At 70.1% G+C, this 18,327-nt stretch carries 18 protein-coding genes; 10 read left to right on the plus strand and 8 right to left on the minus strand.

The window, feature by feature from the left end; all coding sequences use genetic code 11:
- Positions 1-59: 59 nt before the first annotated feature.
- Positions 60-557: a DUF2975 domain-containing protein gene (locus ABZX02_RS24585; RefSeq protein WP_355300969.1), complete on the minus strand. Its 498-nt coding sequence runs from the start codon at positions 555-557 to the stop codon at positions 60-62.
- 85 nt (positions 558-642) lie between these two features.
- Between ABZX02_RS24585 and ABZX02_RS24590 the strand changes: the two genes are divergently transcribed.
- The 3 genes from ABZX02_RS24590 to ABZX02_RS24600 all read left to right on the plus strand — a co-directional run bounded on the left by ABZX02_RS24590 (position 643) and on the right by ABZX02_RS24600 (position 2,881).
- Complete coding sequence (locus ABZX02_RS24590) at positions 643-1,074, plus strand: thioesterase family protein (RefSeq protein WP_355300971.1); 432 nt, start codon at positions 643-645, stop codon at positions 1,072-1,074.
- Complete coding sequence (locus ABZX02_RS24595) at positions 1,067-1,693, plus strand: hypothetical protein (protein WP_355300972.1); 627 nt, start codon at positions 1,067-1,069, stop codon at positions 1,691-1,693. The genes ABZX02_RS24590 and ABZX02_RS24595 overlap by 8 nt, the downstream gene beginning before the upstream one ends.
- A gap of 75 nt (positions 1,694-1,768) precedes the next feature.
- Positions 1,769-2,881, plus strand: coding sequence for a low temperature requirement protein A (locus tag ABZX02_RS24600; RefSeq protein WP_355300974.1), 1,113 nt, complete (start codon positions 1,769-1,771; stop codon positions 2,879-2,881).
- Here ABZX02_RS24600 and ABZX02_RS24605 read toward each other — a convergent pair.
- From ABZX02_RS24605 to ABZX02_RS24620, 4 genes are all read right to left on the minus strand, one after another.
- Positions 2,878-4,470: an alpha-amylase family glycosyl hydrolase gene (locus ABZX02_RS24605; protein ID WP_355300975.1), complete on the minus strand. Its 1,593-nt coding sequence runs from the start codon at positions 4,468-4,470 to the stop codon at positions 2,878-2,880. The genes ABZX02_RS24600 and ABZX02_RS24605 overlap by 4 nt on opposite strands.
- Positions 4,471-4,527: 57 nt before the next feature.
- Positions 4,528-4,911, minus strand: a complete 384-nt coding sequence (locus ABZX02_RS24610; protein ID WP_355300977.1) for a globin — start codon at positions 4,909-4,911, stop codon at positions 4,528-4,530.
- Between the two features lie 140 nt (positions 4,912-5,051).
- Positions 5,052-5,954 carry a mechanosensitive ion channel family protein gene (locus ABZX02_RS24615; RefSeq protein WP_355300979.1) on the minus strand — a complete coding sequence of 301 codons (903 nt, stop codon included), beginning with the start codon at positions 5,952-5,954 and terminating at the stop codon, positions 5,052-5,054.
- 14 nt (positions 5,955-5,968) lie between these two features.
- Positions 5,969-8,065, minus strand: a complete 2,097-nt coding sequence (locus tag ABZX02_RS24620; RefSeq protein ID WP_355300981.1) for a prolyl oligopeptidase family serine peptidase — start codon at positions 8,063-8,065, stop codon at positions 5,969-5,971.
- 248 nt (positions 8,066-8,313) lie between these two features.
- Between ABZX02_RS24620 and ABZX02_RS24625 the strand changes: the two genes are divergently transcribed.
- On the plus strand, positions 8,314-8,886 hold the full coding sequence (locus ABZX02_RS24625) for an HNH endonuclease (protein WP_355300983.1): 573 nt from the start codon (positions 8,314-8,316) through the stop codon (positions 8,884-8,886).
- Here ABZX02_RS24625 and ABZX02_RS24630 read toward each other — a convergent pair whose 3' ends face one another.
- The gene (locus ABZX02_RS24630; RefSeq protein WP_355300984.1) at positions 8,887-9,447 is read right to left on the minus strand and encodes a DUF2345 domain-containing protein; all 561 of its coding nucleotides are present in this window, start codon (positions 9,445-9,447) and stop codon (positions 8,887-8,889) included.
- A gap of 303 nt (positions 9,448-9,750) precedes the next feature.
- Here ABZX02_RS24630 and ABZX02_RS24635 point away from each other — a divergent pair, with 303 nt between their 5' ends.
- From ABZX02_RS24635 to ABZX02_RS24645, 3 genes are read left to right on the plus strand one after another with little or no spacing between them, the layout of a single operon-like run.
- Positions 9,751-10,920 carry an MFS transporter gene (locus tag ABZX02_RS24635; protein ID WP_355300986.1) on the plus strand — a complete coding sequence of 390 codons (1,170 nt, stop codon included), beginning with the start codon at positions 9,751-9,753 and terminating at the stop codon, positions 10,918-10,920.
- A gap of 20 nt (positions 10,921-10,940) precedes the next feature.
- Positions 10,941-11,186 (plus strand): hypothetical protein, encoded by a 246-nt coding sequence (locus ABZX02_RS24640; protein ID WP_355300988.1) that lies wholly within the window; start codon positions 10,941-10,943, stop codon positions 11,184-11,186.
- Positions 11,173-11,646, plus strand: coding sequence for a DUF5130 family protein (locus ABZX02_RS24645; RefSeq protein WP_355300990.1), 474 nt, complete (start codon positions 11,173-11,175; stop codon positions 11,644-11,646). Before ABZX02_RS24640 ends, ABZX02_RS24645 begins: the two co-directional genes overlap by 14 nt.
- A gap of 42 nt (positions 11,647-11,688) precedes the next feature.
- On the opposite strand, the gene ABZX02_RS24650 is transcribed toward ABZX02_RS24645, so the two are convergent.
- Complete coding sequence (locus ABZX02_RS24650) at positions 11,689-12,327, minus strand: GNAT family N-acetyltransferase (RefSeq protein WP_355300992.1); 639 nt, start codon at positions 12,325-12,327, stop codon at positions 11,689-11,691.
- A gap of 77 nt (positions 12,328-12,404) precedes the next feature.
- Positions 12,405-14,966: an aminopeptidase N gene (gene pepN, locus ABZX02_RS24655; protein ID WP_355300994.1), complete on the minus strand. Its 2,562-nt coding sequence runs from the start codon at positions 14,964-14,966 to the stop codon at positions 12,405-12,407.
- Positions 14,967-15,129: 163 nt separating this feature from the next.
- Between pepN and ABZX02_RS24660 the strand changes: the two genes are divergently transcribed.
- From ABZX02_RS24660 to ABZX02_RS24670, 3 genes are all read left to right on the plus strand, one after another.
- On the plus strand, positions 15,130-15,738 hold the full coding sequence (locus ABZX02_RS24660; RefSeq protein WP_355300996.1) for a DsbA family protein: 609 nt from the start codon (positions 15,130-15,132) through the stop codon (positions 15,736-15,738).
- A gap of 35 nt (positions 15,739-15,773) precedes the next feature.
- Positions 15,774-16,613: a DNA-3-methyladenine glycosylase 2 family protein gene (locus tag ABZX02_RS24665; RefSeq protein WP_355300998.1), complete on the plus strand. Its 840-nt coding sequence runs from the start codon at positions 15,774-15,776 to the stop codon at positions 16,611-16,613.
- A gap of 350 nt (positions 16,614-16,963) precedes the next feature.
- Positions 16,964-18,316: an aldehyde dehydrogenase family protein gene (locus ABZX02_RS24670; RefSeq protein ID WP_355301000.1), complete on the plus strand. Its 1,353-nt coding sequence runs from the start codon at positions 16,964-16,966 to the stop codon at positions 18,314-18,316.
- The last annotated feature ends 11 nt before the right edge of the window (positions 18,317-18,327 follow it).

Genomic DNA, 18,327 nt, shown 5'->3' on the forward strand with positions numbered 1-18,327 from the left:
CCCGGCTCTGTTCCAGGCCGCCGGAGAATCCCTCCACGGCGGCCTAGGGTGTTCCCGCGTCAGACGACCTGGTCGAGTTCGGCGCGCTGGGCGATCGCCTGCCGCAGCCACTTGCGGCCGATGACGACCAGCAGCGCCACCCCGACCGCTGCCACCGTGCCGGCGCCGGACCCCATCCACAGCCCCAGCGTCTCCATGCCGTCGGCGGGCGAGGGGATGTCGGCGAACGTCACGTAGACGAACAGCCAGGCGAGCACCAGGGCACCGCCGGCGATGGCGCCGATCGCGATGTTCGTCCACGTCACCGACCCCGCCGAGAACACGGTGCCCTCGGCGGCGCGGTGCAGCATCCCGCCCAGCGCCACCGCGAGCAGCTGCAGGCACGCGACGAAGACGATCGCGGAGATCACGAACGGCAGTCGCACCGACTCGTACGGCGGGAAGAGCTCGACCTCGTCCGCCGCGAGCGTCGGGATGACCACGACCTGCGCGAACAGACCGGCCAGGAACGCGATCGCGAGCAGGGCCTGCAGGAAGAACACCAGTGCGCGAGACATGAATCGAGTATCGAGAGCTGCCTATCGATTTTCAATCGGCTGGTGTGGAGGTCTCGTGAAGGTTCGTGAACGGTAGGGTCCCTGCATGGGTGTCTTCGTCACGGGTGTGCGGCCGCGGTGGTCGGACATGGATGCGTTCGGTCACGTCAACCACGCGAACACGGTGACGTTGCTCGAGGACGCCCGGATCGAGCTGCTGTTCACCGAGGCCGCCCGGCACGGTGTCAAGGAACTGGCGCAGGGCATGGTCGTCGCGAAGCTCGTGGTCGAGTACCTGGCGCCGATCGTGTTCACCGGCGAGCAGGTCCGCGTGGAGATGTCGGTGCGCGAGCTCAAGGCCGCGTCGCTGACACTGGACTACGTGGTGCGCATCGGCCGCGACGAGAACAGCCCGGTGGCGGTCAGGGCGGAGACGCTGCTGGCGCCCTACAACGTGACGACGGAGCGACCGCGCAGGCTGACCGAGGCCGAGCGCGACTTCCTCGCCGGCTGGCGAGCAGGGGGAAACGGTGCCTGAGCTGGTGTTGGCCGACGCGGCCGAGAGAGACGACCTGGGCGCGTTCGCGGCGAGGGCGGTGCGGCTCGAAGCGCAGTCAGTCGTGCGGCTGCGCAACCGCAACGACGAGCTGCTCGACGCGTGGGTGGCCACGCCGTTCGACGCGCTCGCGACGCGGACCGTTGCGGGACAGGCGAACCCGGCGGACGTCACGGTGTCCGGATCGGAGCTGCTGACGGGCCTCGCGGTGATGCGCGACGAACGCATCGACCCCGGCCCCGCCAAGGACCTGATGTGGCGCTCGGCCCTGCCGCCCGCCGAGGGCTGGCTCGTGGTCGACCGGTTGCCGGTCGAGGTCGTCGCGAAGATCGCGGACGAGGGCGTCGAGGTGGCGCGGGAGAACACCGGCCCGCAGGGCACGCCGCCGGCCTCGTTGCTGGACCAGACGGTGCTGACCGTCAGCGGGTCCGGACTGGACGTCAAGATCCCGCTGAGGGTCCTGTTCGCTCTGTCGGGCATGGGTTTCCTCGGCGAGGACGGCGACGTGCGGGTGACCGCGACCGACTCGTGGCTGCGCATCGACGCCCGGTTCGGGGCAGTTGTCCGGCGTCGGCACTCGATGCTGCCGCTGCTCGTCTGACCTGGAGTTAGGTCCAGGTTCGCGGGTGCGGAAAACGGTGCGCCGCAAGCGGATGCGCGTGGCACGATGTCGCGCGTGTCCGCCGAAACGCAAGTGGAGAGCGAGTACCGCGTCTCCACCCTGGAGCTCTTCTTCGACCTGGTCTTCGTCTTCACCATCACGCAGCTGACCCGAAGGCTCGCCGACGACACGTCGCCGCTGGGCTTCGGGCAGGCCGTGATCATGCTGTTCGTGATCCTGTGGATGTACTTCGGGTACGTCTGGCTCACGAACGCGGTCGCGACGGACACCACCGTGCGCCGGTTGCTGCTCATGGTCGGCATGGGCGGGTTCCTGGTGATCGCCCTCGCGATCCCGAACGCGTTCGAGGTGGCCGGTCCGGCGTTCGGCATCGGGTACCTGATCGTGAACCTGGTGCACTCCGGGCTGTTCATCGCGGCGGGCAGTCCCGGCTCGGCCGCCGCGATGGCGCGCCTGGCACCGTTCAACCTCGGGTCGGCGCTGCTGGTGTTCGTCGGCGGTTTCCTGCCCGGCGCGTGGCGCGCGGTGGCCTGGACGGCCGCGGTGGTGCTGATGATCGTCTCGCCGTACGTGAACCGCCGGCACGGCGAGTTCCGCATCCGCCCGGCGCACTTCGTCGAACGGCACGGGCTCGTCGTGATCATCGCGCTCGGCGAGTCGATCATCGCGATGGGCATCGGCGCGGCAGGGTTGCCGCTCACGGTCCCGCTGGTGGTCGCCGCGTTGCTCGGACTGGCGCTGCTCTACCAGCTCTGGTGGTGCTACTTCGGCCGCGAGCAGGACGTGCGCGCCGAACACCGCCTCGCCGCCCTGCCGCCGGCACAGCGGGCCAGGAAGGCGTTGACGGCGTTCGGTTTCGCGCACGCGCCGATGCTGCTCGGTGTCGTCGTGGTGGCCGTGGGCGTGAAGAAGACCATCGGGCACGCCACGGACCACCTCTACCTGAGCGGTGCGCTCGCACTCGGCGGTGGAGCGGCGCTCTTCCTGATCGGGCAGGTGTTGTTCCGGGCGTTGCTCGGCATCGGCACCGTGAAGTGGCGCGTGACGGCCACCGTCGCCTCGCTCGCCACCGTCCCGGTCGGGTTGTGGCTCGCGATCGCGCAGGTGGCCGCGCTCGTGCTGGTGTTCGGTGCCCTGCTGGCCGTCGAGGACCGGCTGAAGGCCTAGACGAGCCAGACGGCCGTGTCGGGCGGCAGCTGGTCGCCGTCCATCGGGCCGGACGACAGCAGCACCTGACCGGGCGGCAACGGCACGGACGCGCCGGACGTGTTCAGCGCGCAGATCAGCCCGCCGCCCTTGCGCCGGAACGCGAAGCAGCCGGCGGGCGCGCCGTACCACTCGAGCTCCTCACCGGCGAACGAGGAGTTGGACTTCCGGTGCTCCAGCGCCTCGCGGTAGAGCGAGAGCATCGAGCCCGGGTCCTCCAGCTGCGCCTCGGCGGTGAGGTGGTCCCACTCGTTCGGCTGCGGCAGCCAGGTGTTCACGGCCGTCGAGAACCCGAACGGCGGCGTGGTGCCCTCCCACGGGATCGGCACGCGGCAGCCGTCCCGACCGCGCTCGGTGTGGCCGGAACGCTCCCAGGTCGGGTCCTGCAGAGCCCAGTCCGGCAGCTCCACGTTCGGCAGGCCGAGCTCTTCGCCGTTGTAGAGGTAGATGACGCCCGGCAGCGCCAGCTCGACCAGCGTCATCGCGCGGGCCCGCTGCTCGCCGAGTGCGCCGCCGCCGTACCGCGTCACGTGGCGGACCACGTCGTGGTTGGACAGCGTCCACGTCGCGGGCGTGCCGGACGGGGCCACGGCGGCCAGCGAGTGCTCGATGGCCGAACGGACCGCGTCGGCGTCGAAGCCCGCCTCGACGAGGCGGAAGTTGAAGCCCAGGTGCAGCTCGTCGGGACGGACGTACGCGGCGAAGCGCTCGTCGTCCTTCACCCAGATCTCGCCGACGGCCATGGTGCCGGGGTAGCTGTCCATGACCTTGCGGATCATGCGGTGGATCTCGTGCACGCCGTCGTTGTCGAACCGCGGGTCGTGCGCGTCGTCGCTCAGCACGCCGGGGGCCTGCGGCCGGATGTCCATGTCCGGCAGGCCTTCGGGCTTGGCCATGCCGTGCGCCACGTCGATGCGGAAGCCGTCGACGCCGCGGTCGAGCCAGAACCGCAGCGTGTGCTCCAGGTCGGCGCGGACCTCCGGGTGCTCCCAGTTGAGGTCGGGCTGCTCCGGCGCGAACAGGTGCAGGTACCACTGGCCGTCCGGCACGCGGGTCCAGGCGGGGCCGCCGAAGACCGACGTCCAGTTGTTCGGCGGCTGCGAGCCGTCGAAGCCGCGGCCGTCGCGGAAGATGTAGCGGGCGCGCTCCATGCTGCCGGGGCCGGCGTGCAGGGCCTCCTGGAACCACTCGTGCAGGTCGCTCGTGTGGTTCGGGACCAGGTCGACCGTCACGCGGATGTTGTGCTCGTGCGCGTCCGCCACCAGCCGGTCGAACGCGGCCAGGTCGCCGAACAGCGGGTCGACGTCACGCGGGTCGGCCACGTCGTAACCGTGGTCGGCCATGGGGGAGCGGTAGAACGGGGTGAGCCACAGGGCGTCGACGCCGAGCAGCTCCAGGTACCCGAGCCGGGACCGGATGCCGTCGAGGTCGCCGACGCCGTCGCCGTTGGAGTCGGCGAAGGAGCGCACGTAGACCTGGTAGAAGACGCTGTCGCGCCACCAGGCGGACTCTTCGGCGATCTCGGGGCTGAGGTCGGAGGATCGTCGCACGGGGGGTCATCCTGCCATTCGTCGCGCTGCCAAAGGACCCGAACGGGTGATGGTCGGTCAGGACCAGCTGTTCACGAGGCTGTTCGCGGCCATCTCCATGTAGTCCCAGAGCTGCTTGCGGTGAGCCTCGTCCAGGCCGGCTTCGTCGACGGCGATCCTCATGCAGCGCAGCCACGCGTCCCGCTCGATCGGACCGATCTTGAACGGCACGTGGCGCATCCGCAGCCTCGGGTGGCCCCGGTTGTCCGAGTAGGTGTGGGGACCGCCCCAGTACTGCATCAGGAACAGCCGCAGGCGCTCCTCCGCAGGTCCGAGGTCCTCTTCGGGGTACAGGGGGAGGAGGACCTCGTCGGACTTCACCTCTTTGTAGAAGCGCGCGACGATGCGGTGGAACGTCTCCTCGCCACCGACCTGTTCGAAGAAGCTCACGGGGTTTCCCACACCCCCATCCTGACTCACGCGGGCGCGCGCGTGCAGGCCGCCCCGGGTGTAGTTCGTGCCATAGGCGTGTGAACTGGCAGGACGCCGGGTGATCATCGTCTCGAATGGGTGTTCTAACTCACCCGGCGTCTGCGTTTGAACTACTTGGCGGTGAAGCCGGCTTCTTCCAGTGCGGGCATCAGCTGCGCGCGCAGGTTGCGCTGGACCGCCCACTGGCGGCCGGGACGCGTCTTGACGGTCACGCGCAGGGTGATGCCCTCCGGCGTGAACTTCTCGACGCCCAGCACCTCGGGCTTGGCCGTGAGGTCGGCCTTCAGCGGGTCCTTGTCGGCCACCTCGGACGCCTTGCGCTCCAGCACCTGGGTGGCCTCGGCGAGGTTCGCGCCGTAGCTCAGCGGCAGGTCGACGACGGCGACCGCGAAGCCCTGCGACGAGTTGCCGACGCGCAGGATCTCGCCGTTGCGGACGTACCAGACCGTGCCGCCGGTGTCCCGGATCGTGGTGGTGCGCAGCGCGACGGCCTCGACGGTGCCGGTCGCGGGGCCGAGGTCGACGACGTCGCCCACGCCGTACTGGTCCTCGAGGAGCATGAACATGCCGGCGAGGAAGTCCTTCACCAGGTTCTGGGCGCCGAAGCCGATGGCGACGCCCAGGATGCCCGCCGAGGTCAGGACCGGGGTGATGTCGAGCTTCACCACGATCAGGATCTCGAGGAACGCGATTCCGAAGATCATGATCGTGACGATCGACTTCAGCACCGAGCCGATGGTGCGGGCGCGCTGCTCGCGGCGCTCGGAGATGAGGTTCCCGAGCGCCTGCGGAGCGCGTTCCCGCAACGGCTTGAGCAGGCCCGGCTTCTTGCCTTCCTTGCCGGGCGTCGTGATCCGGTCGATGACCTTGCGCAGCATGGCCCTGATCACGAAGGCGGCGATCAGGATCAGCACGATCTTGATGCTGCCCGCGATGATGTCGGGGCCGTACCTCTCGAAGAAGCCGACCGCCTGCGCGGTCTTGTCCGAGATGTCATCCACGGGACTGGTCACGTGGTCGAGCCCTCCTACAACTCCATGCCTGTGGCATTCGCGAGAAACGTCAGCTGGTCCACGGCGAGAGACACCGTCCGGCTGACCGACCTGCCCGCGTGACCGACCTCGGTCTCGCGGCGGATCAGCACGGGGTGCTTGGCCGGATCACTTGACGAAGCGTGCTGCAGCGCGGCGCACATCTTCCTGGCGTGGTTGGGGTCCACACGAGAATCCGACTCGAACACCGTGAACAAGACCGAAGGATACTCAACGTCCGTTACCACTTGGTGATATGGCGAGTAGGAGAGCAGCCAGCCCAGTTCCTCGGAAACGCTTGCGCTGCCGTACTCGTCGGCCCACAGCCGTCCGAGCAGGAACTTCTCGTACCGCACCATGTCGAGCAGTGGCGCTGAGCACACCACCGCGGCGTACAGCTCGGGGCGCTGGGTCAGCGCGGCGCCCACCAGCAGACCGCCGTTGGAGCCTCCCATGATCGCCAGCTGCTCGGGCGTGGTCCACCCGCCGCGGACCAGGTGCTCGGCGGCGGCGTGGAAGTCGTCGAACACGTTCTGCTTCTTGGCGCGCATGCCGTCGAGGTGCCAGTCCTCGCCCTCCTCGTCGCCGCCGCGCAACGACGCGTGCACCCACACTCCGCCCGCCTCGACCCACGCGAGGGTGGTCGCGCTGTAGCCGGGGCCGCGGCCGATCGCGAAGCCGCCGTAGCCGGTGAGCAGCGCGGGGCGGGGCAGGTCGGGCTTCTGCTCGCCGCTCACGACGAACATGCGGACCGTCGTGCCGTCCTTGGACGTGTACGCGATCTGCTGCGTCGTCACGGTCGGCAGCTCGACGCGGCCGGGCGCGGCCTCGTGCAGCGCGATCTCGCCGGTGGCCTTGGAGTACCGGAACACCGACTGCGGCGTCACGAAGTCCGTCCACCCGAACCACAGGGTGTCCTGGTCGTGCGGGGTCCGGTCGTCCACGACGGACAGCCCGTGCACGGAACCGGTGCCGGGCAGCGGGATCTCCCGCAGGTGCGCACCGGTGGCGGCGTCGTGCAGGTGCAGTTCGGACACCGCGTGCCGGGTGCGCAGGACGACCAGGTCGCCGTTCATCCAGCGCACGCCGTCGAGCACCGAGTCCGGCTCCTCGGCGATGAGCTCGGTCCACTCGGTGGGACGCTCCGGGTCGGCCACGCAGAGCCGCTGCCGGGGCGCGCCGTGGTTGGTGTGCAGGTAGAGGCGGCCGTCGCGGGCGACGGACGCCGAGCACTGCACACCCTCCTCGGTGAGGATCACGGGCGTGAGCGCGGCGTCGCCGTGCAGGTCGGCGATCCACACGGAGTCGTGCTTCATGGTGCTGGGCGCGCCGCTCACGACCAGCCAGCGGCCGTCGTGCGACACGGTGACCGAGTAGTAGAAGGTGGGCGCCTCGCCGTCGCCGTGGACGTTGAGGTCGGTCTCCGGGTCCGCGCCGACGCGGTGCCGCCACACGCGGCGGTGGAAGAGCTTCTCGTCCTCGGGCAGCAGCGCCGGGTCGAGCTGGCGCACGTAGTAGAACTCCTCGCCGCCGGGCAGCCAGCCGACGGACGAGTAGCGGCACCGGTCGATCGGACCTTCGAGGTGCTCGCCGGTGGTGACGTCCAGGACGTGCAGCAGCGAGTGCTCGTTGCCGCCGACGGACACCTGGTAGGCGAGCCGCTCGCCTTCGAGGCTGGGGGACCAGGTGTCGAGCGTCGTCGCGCCGGACGGGTCGAGCTCGCTCACGTCGAGGAGCACGCGCTCGGTGCCGTCGCTCTCGCGCACCACGACGACGGGGTGGTCCTGCTCGGGACCGCGGCGGGTGAAGAACGCCCGGCCGGCGCGCCAGACCGGGGTGGACACCGACCCCGTGCGCATCAGCTCCCGCAGCCTCGCGTCGAGGCGGGCCCGGCCGGGCATCGCGTCCAGCCAGGAGCGCGCGAGCACGTCCTGCGCCTGCGACCACGCCGCGGTGCGGGGGTCTGCCGTGTCCTCGAGCCAGCGGTACGGATCGGCGACTTCGCGCCCGTGGATCTGCTCGGCGAGGTTTAGCCGCTCGGCGATCGGGTAGGTGATCGTCGCAGGCAGTGGAGTGGAGGGAGCCTCAGTCACCTTGTCAAGGGTAGCGGGCTCTTGAAAACCATCTCCGATAGGGAGTTGGTTCACCCCGGGTTCGATCACGCATCCGTGACACGTCACTTATCACACGTGATTTTTTCCTGGTAAGTGTGGTCTCCTATGGCTGAACCGGTGGAGGTGGTCGCGTGCCAGACCGACAACCGACCCCTATCGGCGGCTCGCTTTCCGGCGAGGCTGCGCCGACGGTCCCCCCATGCCGAAATCAGCCCGAGCTCCGGGCCGTGCCGGATGGGGATCGAGACGGGGGAGGTTCCGGTCCGACGCCGGCGGTTTTCCCCTGGGGAAGACGCAAGGTCCTGCTGCTGAACGCCACGTTCGAGCCGCTCACGGCGTTGTCGCTGCGCCGCGCGGTCGTGCTCGTGGTCTGCGGGAAGGCCGAAGTCGTGCACGGGGACGCCTCCGGGCTGGTGCTGCACTCGTCGAAGTCCGAGGTGCTCGTGCCGTCCGTGATCCGGCTGAGCTCCTACGTGCGCGTTCCTTATCGCGGCCGCGTGCCGATGACCCGTGCCGGGCTCATGCACCGCGACCGTTACCGCTGCGCCTACTGCGGCGGGCGGGCCGAGACGATCGACCACGTCGTGCCGCGTTCGCGTGGCGGACCTCACACCTGGACGAACTGCGTCGCCTGCTGTGCGAAGTGCAACCACCGCAAGGCGGACAAGCTGCTGTCCGAGCTGGGCTGGCGGCTGCGCGTCGTTCCGGCGGCGCCGCGGGGCCCGCACTGGCGGTTGCTCGCCGGGGTGGCCGAGGCGGATCCGCAGTGGTTGCCGTACCTGGGTGAGCCGGCGGCCTGATCAGGCCGCGAGGGAGAAGTCGTCCCGGCGCGCGGTGATGCGCACGCTGTCGTCGTGCGCCGTGATGCGGACGCTGTCGTCGTGTGCGGTGATCCGCACGGAGTCGTCGAGCGCCGTGATCCGGACCGAGTCGTCGAGCGCGGTGATCCGCACGCTGTCGTCGTGGGCCGTGATGCGGACGGAGTCCTGCTGCGCCGTGATGCGGACGCTGTCGTCGTGCGCGGTGATGCGCACGGAGTCGTCGAGCGCGGTGATGCGGACCGAGTCGTCGTGAGCCGTGATCCGGACCGAATCGTCCATCGTGATCCGGACCGAGTCCTCACGCGCAGTGATCCTGACGGAATCCTGCCGCGCGGTGATCCGAACGGAGTCCTCACGGGCGGTGATGCGGACGGAATCGGCACACGTGATCCTGACCGAATCGCTCGCCGTGATGCGGACCGAGTCCGCCATGGTGATGCGCACCGAGTCGCGGGCCGTGATGCGCACGGAATCGGTCGCGGTGATCCGAACGGAGTCGTCCATCGTGATCCGGACGGAGTCACTAGCGGTGATACGCACCGAATCGTCCTTGTAGCTCGGAAGAGTGAAGGTCACGGCCTGGGGGCGGGTCATCGTGAACATTTTGTGTCCTCCAGCTCGTCTAGGGTGGGTGCGCAAGACCCGTATAGGTGAAAAGCTAAGAGGTGGGTGATCCGGGAACAAGACCCCAAACCGGCACCCGTTCGCCTCCGACCGGGTGAGGCCTGACCGGGTGTAACCGCTGCGCCGCACGAGAGCACTCGTTGGCCTTACTGGCCGGTATGGACACGCTCTGTAGTGTCCAATCTGATGGAACGTGATGTGCGTCATACGGCAAAAGGCGTGCACGGACAGGGTTTCCGAGCGCTCACCGGCGCCTGGGCGGTCTCGCTCGTGGGCGACGGCGTGCGCGTCGTCGCGCTGCCCTTGTTCACCGCCGCGAGCACCCGCAGCCCGCTCGCCGTGTCCGCCGTGGCCGTCGCGCTCACGTTGCCCTGGCTGCTCGTCGCACTGCCCGCCGGCGCCCTCGTGGACCGCTGGAGACCGCGAACGGTGGTCGTCGCGGCCCACTGGCTGCGCGCCGGGGTGACCGGACTGCTCGCGCTGGCGGTCCACACCGGACACGCGACGGTCGTCGTCTTGTGCGCCACGGCTTTTGTGCTGACCTCCGCGGAGACGTTCGCGGACTCGGCGTCGCAGGTGCTGCTCGTCGAACTCGCGGGGCCGGGTGAGCTGGAGGCGGCGAACGGCCGGTTCGTCACGGTCGAGACCATCGGCATGGACCTCGCCGGTCCACTGGCCGCCGCGGCGCTCTTCTGGTGGGCTCCGGCGGCCTGCTTCGCGCTTGACGCGCTCTCGTTCGTCGCCGCCGCGGTGCTCGTGTCCCGCGTGCCGGACGTCGCCCCCGAACGTTCCCGGAGCGATCTTCGCGGGCAGCTGGTCGAGGGGGCGCGGTTCCTGATCAGGACTCCCGGCCTGCGGTCACTGGTAGTTGCCGTTGCAATCACCGCCGTCTGCGCGGCCGCGGTCAACGCCATGCTGGCGCTCTACTCCATCCAGGTGCTCGGCCTTCGCGAACCGGTGGTTCCGTTCCTCGTCGTGTGCATGGCGGCCGGTGCTCTGCTAGGCGCCCGGCTGTCCCCGAGGCTCGCGGCGCGCTGGGGTGCCGGCCGCGTCATGGTCGGGTTCCTCGCGTTGCTCGGCGCCGCGTTCGCGCTGTTCGGCCTCACGTCGTGGCTGGTCGTGGCGGTGCTGGCGTGCGTGTTGTTCGGCACGGCGTCCGCAGGGTGGAACGTGCTGTCCGCGACCCGGCGGCAACGGCTCACGCCCGGACCGATGATGGGCCGCGTGACCAGCGCTTACCGGGTGCTCGCGTGGGGGCTGTCGCCGCTGGGCGCGGGCCTCGCCGGACCGCTCGCCGAGGCGACGTCGCTCGGCGCCGTCTACGTCGTCGCGGGCTCGATAGTGGGATTGACCGCGATCTTGCTGGCCCGGCCGCTCGTGCGCGGCTGAGTTCGGCTACCGTACCCGCCGTGACCATCGTGGAGACCGTTCTCGTCTTCGCGCTGATCCCGCTGGCGATCTACGGCGTGATCACGCTGCTGACGGTGAGGCCAAAGGCCACCCGGATTCCCCGGTACCGGCCCGGCCAGGAGTGGGGCTACGCCCCGGTGTGGTGGAGCGCGAACCCGGCCGGGTTGAGCGCCGAGCACCACAGCGCAGCCGAGTCCGGTGCCTCGGGCTCGACCGCCAAGGGAGGCGCACGTGGCAACTGGTAAGGCGATCGAGCCCGTCGACCCGTCGACGCTGCCGCTCGGCGCCGTCGTGACGAACAGCGGCCGGGTGTCCGCGGCGAAGATGTACGAGCCGCACGCCCCGGAGCTGCCGTTCACGCCGGCCCAGCTCGCGCAGCTGGACGAGGCGCTGACGCTCTCCAGCCGGTCCACGGGCCTCGACTTCAGCGTGTACCTGGGCGAGCTGGGCGCGAACGCCCACGAGCGTGCGCAGGAGCTGCACGCCTCCACGGAGCGCCCGACGCACCACGTCCTCGTGGCCGTGTCGCCGGGCGAGCGCGTCGTCGAGGTCGTCACGGGCGAGGAGTCCCACCGCCGTCTCGCCGACCGCGGTGCCAAGCTCGCCGTGATGAGCATGGTCGCGTCCTTCAAGGAGGGCGACCTCGCGGGCGGCCTCGTGTCGGGCCTGCGCATGCTGACCGACCAGGCCGGCAAGCGGTCCTGATCCAGCTTCGGAACGCCCCCGGCACCGCGCCGGGGGCGTTTTTCACGCGCTGACGCGGTTGTGCGCGACCACGAGGTCGGAGATCCGCTCCCAGCCGAGGCTGCGGTACAGGTGCACGCCCGTGGTCGACGAGAACAGCAGCCCGGTGCGCGCCCCGTCCTCGACCGCCGCCCGGACCAGCGCGCCCATGACGACGCTGCCCAGCCCGCGCCGCCGATGTGCCTCGGCGGTCTCGATGCGGTGCGCCACCGCGTCCTCGCCCACGACGGCCATTAGCCCGCTCGCGGCCAGGTCGCCGTCGGCCGTCAGCACGCGGACCTCGATCACCGGGTTCCTGGTGACCTCCACCGCGTAGCCCTCGGGCGGGTGCGGTGCCGGGTGGCCTTCGAGCGGCCGGCGCATGAACGTCTCGTCCGGCCGTGCGACGACGAGTCCGGCCGCCTCGATCTCCGCCACGACCTCCTGCGGCGACTGCGTGGGCACGCTCAGCCAGCTCGGTTCCGGTGCCGCGGCGACGGTCGCCGCCAGCGCGTCAACCTTCTCGTCGTCGGTGGCGATCCACTCGTGCACGCGGTGCGGCCGGTTCACGTGGACCACCAGCTGACCGTCGCGCCACTCGGACGTCAGCCCTTCGGCCGCGATCCAGCCGCGGTGCCAGCGTTCCACCAGTTCGCCGATCATGTCTCCCCCTTGTGTGCCAACGGGAAGGCCCCGTGCCGCCAGCACAGCGGCACGGGGCCTTCCCCCATCAAGCGAACTCAGGAGCGGTCGAACTCCTGCGCGGCCAGCGCGCGCACGATGCCCGCGCGGCCCTCGGACACCAGCCGGCGCAGGGCGGGCGGGTGCTCGTCGGCGAGCCACGCGTCCGCTGCCTCCACAGTGGACTTCGCGATCGACCAGGCCGGGAACATGCCCACGACCATGGACTGCGCGCGTTCCGAGGAACGGCGGTCCCACACGCCCTTGACGTCGGCGAAGTAGCGCTCGACGTACGGCGCGAGCAGCTCCTTCTGGCTCGGGTGCGAGATGCCCGCGATGATCGCCTCGCTGACCGCGTTGGGCAGCTCGTCGTCGTTCACGGCGCGGTCCCACGCCTCGTCCTTGGCCTCGGTCGTCGGGCGCAGCGCGCGGGCGGACTGGGCGCGGCGGTGACCGGTGGAGGTCGGGTCGCGCTCCTCCTCGGCGTTGATCTCGTCGAGTCCTGCCCTGCCGTGCGCGACGAGGGCCTGCAGCAGGCGCCAGCGCAGGTCGGTGTCGACGTCCAGGCCCTCCAGCACGGCGCTGCCGTCGTACCAGCCGCGCAGGACGTCCACAGTGGAGTCGTCGAGCACGGACGAGGCGAGCGCGTTCACGAACGCCAGCTGGTGGTCGGAACCCGGCTCGGCCGCCTGCGCCAGTTCCAGCGCCTTCGCGACGAACCGGCGCCAGCCCTCGGCACGCCACGAGTCGTCCGCGTAGGACGACAGCGAGGTTTGCGCCTGCAGCAGAAGTCGTTGCACGACACCGACCTCGGACTCGGAGTGCAGTCCGCCGAGCACCAGGTTCACGAAGTCGCGGGCCTTGAGCTCGGCCTCGCGGGTCATCTCCCACGCGGCCGACCAGCACAGCGTGCGCGGCAGCGGCTCGGCGATGTCGGAGATGTGGTCGATCAGCGCGGCCAGCGAGTCGGGGTCGAGGCGCATCGTGCAGTACGTGAGGTCGTCGTCGTTGACCAGCACGATCTTGCCCCGGTGGACACCGACGAGCTCGGGGACCTCGGTGCGGTCGCCCGTGACGTCCAACTCGTGGCGGTGCGTGCGGACGAGCTTGCCGCTGCCGTCGTCGTCGTAGACGCCGATCGCGATGCGGTGCGTGCGCAGCTCACCGGCGCCCGGACGCGCGCCGCCCTGCAGCACGGCGAACTCGGTGAACTTGCCCGAAGCGTCCACGGTGAACTTGGGGCGCAACAGGTTCAGGCCCGTGGTCTCCAGCCACTGCGCGCTCCACCACGACAGGTCGCGGCCCGACGCCTCCTCCAGCGCGCCCAGCAGGTCGGCCAGCGTGGCGTTGCCCCAGGCGTGCTTGGCGAAGTAGACCCGCAGGCCCGCCAGGAAGTTCTCCAGCCCGACGTACGCGACCAGTTGCTTGAGGACGGACGCGCCCTTGGCGTAGGTGATGCCGTCGAAGTTGACCTCGACCGCCTGCACGTCGGAGATGTCCGCGGCGACCGGGTGCGTGGACGGCAGCTGGTCCTGCCGGTACGCCCAGGACTTCTCGATCTTCGCGAACGTCGTCCAGGCCTGGCGGTACTCGGTGGCCTCGGCCTGCGCGAGCACGGACGCCCAGGTGGCGAACGACTCGTTCAGCCACAGGTCGTCCCACCAGCGCATGGTGACCAGGTCGCCGAACCACATGTGCGCCATCTCGTGCAGCACGGTCTCGGCGCGGCGCTCGTAGAGGTAGCGGGTGACGCGGCTGCGGAAGACGTAGTCCTCGAGGAACGTGACGCAGCCGGCGTTCTCCATCGCGCCCGCGTTGAACTCGGGCACGAAGCACTGGTCGTACTTGCCGAACGGGTACTGCACCCCGAACGCCTTGTGGAAGAACCCGAAGCCCTGCTTGGTCTCGGTGAACAGCCGCTCGGCGTCCATGTGCGGGGCGAGCGAGGCGCGGCAGTAGATGCCCAGCGGGATCGTGAAGTCGCCCTCGACGAACTCGTCGCGCCACTCGGCGTACGGACCGGCGACCAGCGCGACGATGTAGGTGGACATCGGCTTGGTGGTGGCGAACGTGTGCACGTCCGCGCCGCCCTCGCCGTCCTCCGTGGCGATGATCTCGCCGTTCGAGACCACCTTCCAGTCGTGCGGCGCCGTCACCTTCATCGAGTAGACGGACTTGAGGTCGGGCTGGTCGAAGCACGCGAACATGCGCTTGGCGTCCGCGGTCTCGAACTGCGAGTAGAGGTACACCCCGCCGTCGACCGGGTCGACGAACCGGTGCAGGCCCTCGCCGGTGTTCATGTACCGGCAGTCGGCCTCGATGGTGAGCTCGTTCGTCTCCGCGAGGTCCGACAGCCTGATGCCGTCCTCCTCGCGGTAGTCGGAGACGTCGATCTCGCTCCCGTTCAGCACAGCGCGGTGCACGGTCGCCGCCACGATGTCGATCCACGAGGAAGCACCCGGAGTCCGGCTGCGGAACACCACGGTGGTGGTGGAGCGGAACGTGTCCGAACCCGGCTTTCCGCCGCCGTCGGTCAGGTCCAGCTCGATCCGGTAGGACTCCACTTCCAGCAGCTCAGCACGGTCCTGAGCCTGGTCGCGGGTGAGGTTGGGCGCGGCCACTGGTCACCTCGTCTGCCACGCGTTTGGTTACGCGCTGACGTCGTCGGGAATGGTTATGACTCCCGCATCCAATCACGGAACCGGCGTACGGGAAGAGATGACAGGGTGATCTGGTTGGGCTGATGGGGCGATAACGCCACCGACCGTCACTGAAGGGGCACGCATGACCGACAAGGCGAAGGTCGACTTCTACTTCGACCCTCTTTGCCCGTTCGCCTGGATCTCCTCCCGGTGGATCCTCGAGGTGGAGAAGGTCCGCGACATCGACCTGAGCTTCCACGTGATGAGCCTCGCCGTGCTGAACGAGGGCCGCGACCTGCCCGAGCAGTACCGGGAGCTCATGACCAAGGGCTGGGGTCCGGTTCGCGTGGCCATCGCCGCAGAGCAGAAGTTCGGCAACGAGGTGCTGCCGAAGCTGTACACCGCGATGGGCACGCGCATCCACAACGAGGGCAACCAGGACTTCGACGAGGTCATCAAGCTCGCGCTGGCCGACGCCGAGCTGCCGGCCGAACTCGCCGAGGCCGCGCACTCGACCGAGTACGACGAGGCGCTGCGGGCGTCGCACCACCGCGGCATGGACCCGGTCGGCATGGACGTCGGCACGCCGACCATCCACATCGACGGCGTCGCGTTCTTCGGCCCGGTGCTCACGAAGATCCCGCGGGGCGAGGAGGCGGGCAAGATCTACGACGGCGCCCAGCTGCTCGCGAGCTACCCGTACTTCTTCGAGCTCAAGCGCACCCGGACGGGTGACCTCGACTTCAGCTGATTTTCTGTCAGGGGTGCTCGCTAGCGTCCTGTGACATGGCAGACCACCGCGTCGAAGTCGAGGTCCGGGGCCCCTGGTCGCTCCAGACGTCCCGGGCCTTCTGGGAGGGCTTCACGCCGTCCGCGTTGCCTCCGCGCCCCGGTGCGGCGCTGGAGGCGACGTTCCTGGTCGAGGGTGAGTGGCGCCGTGCTTCGGTCTCCGTGACCCAGCACGGCGCCACTGCCGTGTTGTCCCTGTCCGGTGATGGCGATCTGGACCGGGCCGCCGCCCAGGTGTGCCGTTTCCTGTCCTTGGACGTGGACGGCCGGGGCTGGCCTTCGGTGGCGTCGCGCGATCCCGTCATCGCGTCCGCCCAGGCCGCCTTACCCGGCTTGCGGCCGTGCGGCTTCTACTCGGCGTACGAGGCGGCCGCGTGGTCGGTGCTGGCGCAGCGCGTCCGCATGTTGCAGGCGGCGGCTTTGAAGGCTTCGCTGCTGGAGGACGGTGTGTTTCCGTCTCCTGCCTCGCTGGTGTCTCGGCCGCTGGACCTGCCGGGGCGCAAGGCCGAGTACCTGCGGGCCGTCGCGGAGGCGGCGCTCGACGGGCTGCTGGACGCGGTGTCGTTGCGCGCGATGAAGCCGGCCGCGGCCGTGCTGGCGGTGCAGCAGGTCAAGGGGCTGGGGCCGTTCGCGGCCGAGCTGGTGGTGCTGCGCGGTGCGAACGAGCCGGATGCGGTGCCGCACAACGAGTCCCGGCTCACCGATGAGGTGGCGGAGCGGTACGGGCGGCCGTTGGGCGAGGTGTCGGAGGCTTGGCGGCCTTATCGGACTTGGGCGGCGGTGCACCTGCGGGTGTTGCGGGAGCGGCGGCTGGGAGGGGTGGTGACGCCTGCCTGAGGTGCCGCGCGGACGGTGGCGGCGCGGACGGTGGCGGCGCGGACGGTGGCGGCGCGAACGGTGGCGGGGAGGCGGGATGGCGCCGGGGTAGTGGTGGCGCCGCCGAAATTTCGCCGCTGCGCTTTGCTCGTGTCGCCCCGCCCGTGTCGCCCCGCCCGTGTCGCCCCGCCCGTGCCGCCCCGCCCGTGCCGCCCCGCCGCGCTCTGCCCACCTCGCCCGGTACCCGTCCCGCTCCTGCCGCCACCGCCCGTCCCCCTGCCCCCATGCCCACCTCGACGTGACCCCCACCCCGAGATGTGACAGGCTGGCCCGAAGTCAGCGAAGTGGTGTCACATCCCAGGAGGGCTCTCGTGATCGAGGTCGTCAACCCCGCCACCGAGGAAGTGATCGGCACGCTCACCGAGGCCACCCCGGCCGACGTGGACACCGTCGTGGCCGCGGCCAAGACAGCCTTCCCGGCCTGGTCGGAGACCTCGCCGGCCGAGCGGGTCAAGGCCGTCCGCGCGATCATCGACGGTCTGCGGGACCGCGCCACCGAGCTGGCCGCCGCGATGACCCGCGAGATGGGCACCCCGCTCACCTTCAGCCAGAAGGTCCAGGTCGCGAACCCGATCGCCATCGCCGAGGGCATCGCGGACGTCGTCGAGCAGGGCTACTTCGAGCCCGAGGAGATCGGCAACTCGCTGGTCTTCCGCGAGCCCGTCGGGGTGGTCGCGGCGATCACGCCGTGGAATTTCCCGCTGCAGCAGATGGTCGCGAAGGTCGTGCCGGCCCTCGCCGCGGGCAACACAGTGGTGCTGAAGCCGAGCGAGCTCGCGCCGACGACCGCGGACCTGCTGGCCGAGATCGTCCGGAGCGCGACGCCGGCTGACGTGTTCCAGGTCGTGCACGGCACCGGTCCCGTGGTCGGTGAGGCGCTGGCCGGTCACCTTGACGTGGACATGGTGTCGTTCACCGGCTCCACCAAGGCCGGGCGGCGGGTGTCCGCGGTGGCGGCCGAGACGGTGAAGCGGGTCGCGCTGGAGTTGGGCGGCAAGTCAGCGTGCATCGTGCTCGACGACGCCGACCTCGGGCGGGCCGTGAAGATCGCCGTCGCTAACTCGTTCATGAACAACGGGCAGGCGTGCAGCGCGTGGACCCGGTTGCTGGTGCCCGCCGACCGCCACGACGAGGCCGTCGAACTGGCCGCGCAGGCGGTGAAGAAGTACGCGTCGGCCGATCCGGGCGAGCCGACGACCCGCATCGGGCCGGCGGTGTCCGCGGCGCAGCGCGACCGGGTGGTCGGGTACATCCGCACGGGGATCGAGGAGGGCGCGACGCTCGCCGCCGGTGGGCCGGAGGCGCCGCTCGACAAGGGGTTCTACGTGACGCCGACGGTGTTCGGAAACGTCACGACCGAGATGACGATCGCGCAGGAGGAGATCTTCGGGCCGGTGCTGTCGGTCATGCCCTACGCCGACGAGGACGACGCGGTCCGGATCGCGAACTCCACCATCTACGGGCTGGCGGGTGGCGTGTTCTCCGCCGACACCGACCGGGCGCTGAGGATCGCCCGCAGGCTCCGGACCGGGCAGGTCGACATCAACGCGGGCGCGTTCAACACGAGCGCGCCGTTCGGCGGGTACCGGCAGTCGGGCAACGGGCGCGAGTTCGGGCGGTTCGGGCTCGACGAGTTCTGCGAGGTCAAGTCGGTCCAGCGGTAATTGGGCTGCGG

It is taken from the genome of Lentzea sp. NPDC003310 (genome assembly GCF_040610935.1).
Taxonomy (GTDB): Bacteria; Actinomycetota; Actinomycetes; order Mycobacteriales; family Pseudonocardiaceae; genus Lentzea.

Coding starts and splice junctions, on each gene's coding strand:
- ABZX02_RS24585 (WP_355300969.1), bottom strand. CDS start 557: ATGTCTCGCGCACTGGTGTTCTTCCTGCAGGCCCTGCTCGCGATCGCG.
- ABZX02_RS24590 (WP_355300971.1), top strand. CDS start 643: ATGGGTGTCTTCGTCACGGGTGTGCGGCCGCGGTGGTCGGACATGGAT.
- ABZX02_RS24650 (WP_355300992.1), bottom strand. CDS start 12,327: ATGATCGGCGAACTGGTGGAACGCTGGCACCGCGGCTGGATCGCGGCC.
- ABZX02_RS24660 (WP_355300996.1), top strand. CDS start 15,130: ATGACCGACAAGGCGAAGGTCGACTTCTACTTCGACCCTCTTTGCCCG.
- ABZX02_RS24665 (WP_355300998.1), top strand. CDS start 15,774: ATGGCAGACCACCGCGTCGAAGTCGAGGTCCGGGGCCCCTGGTCGCTC.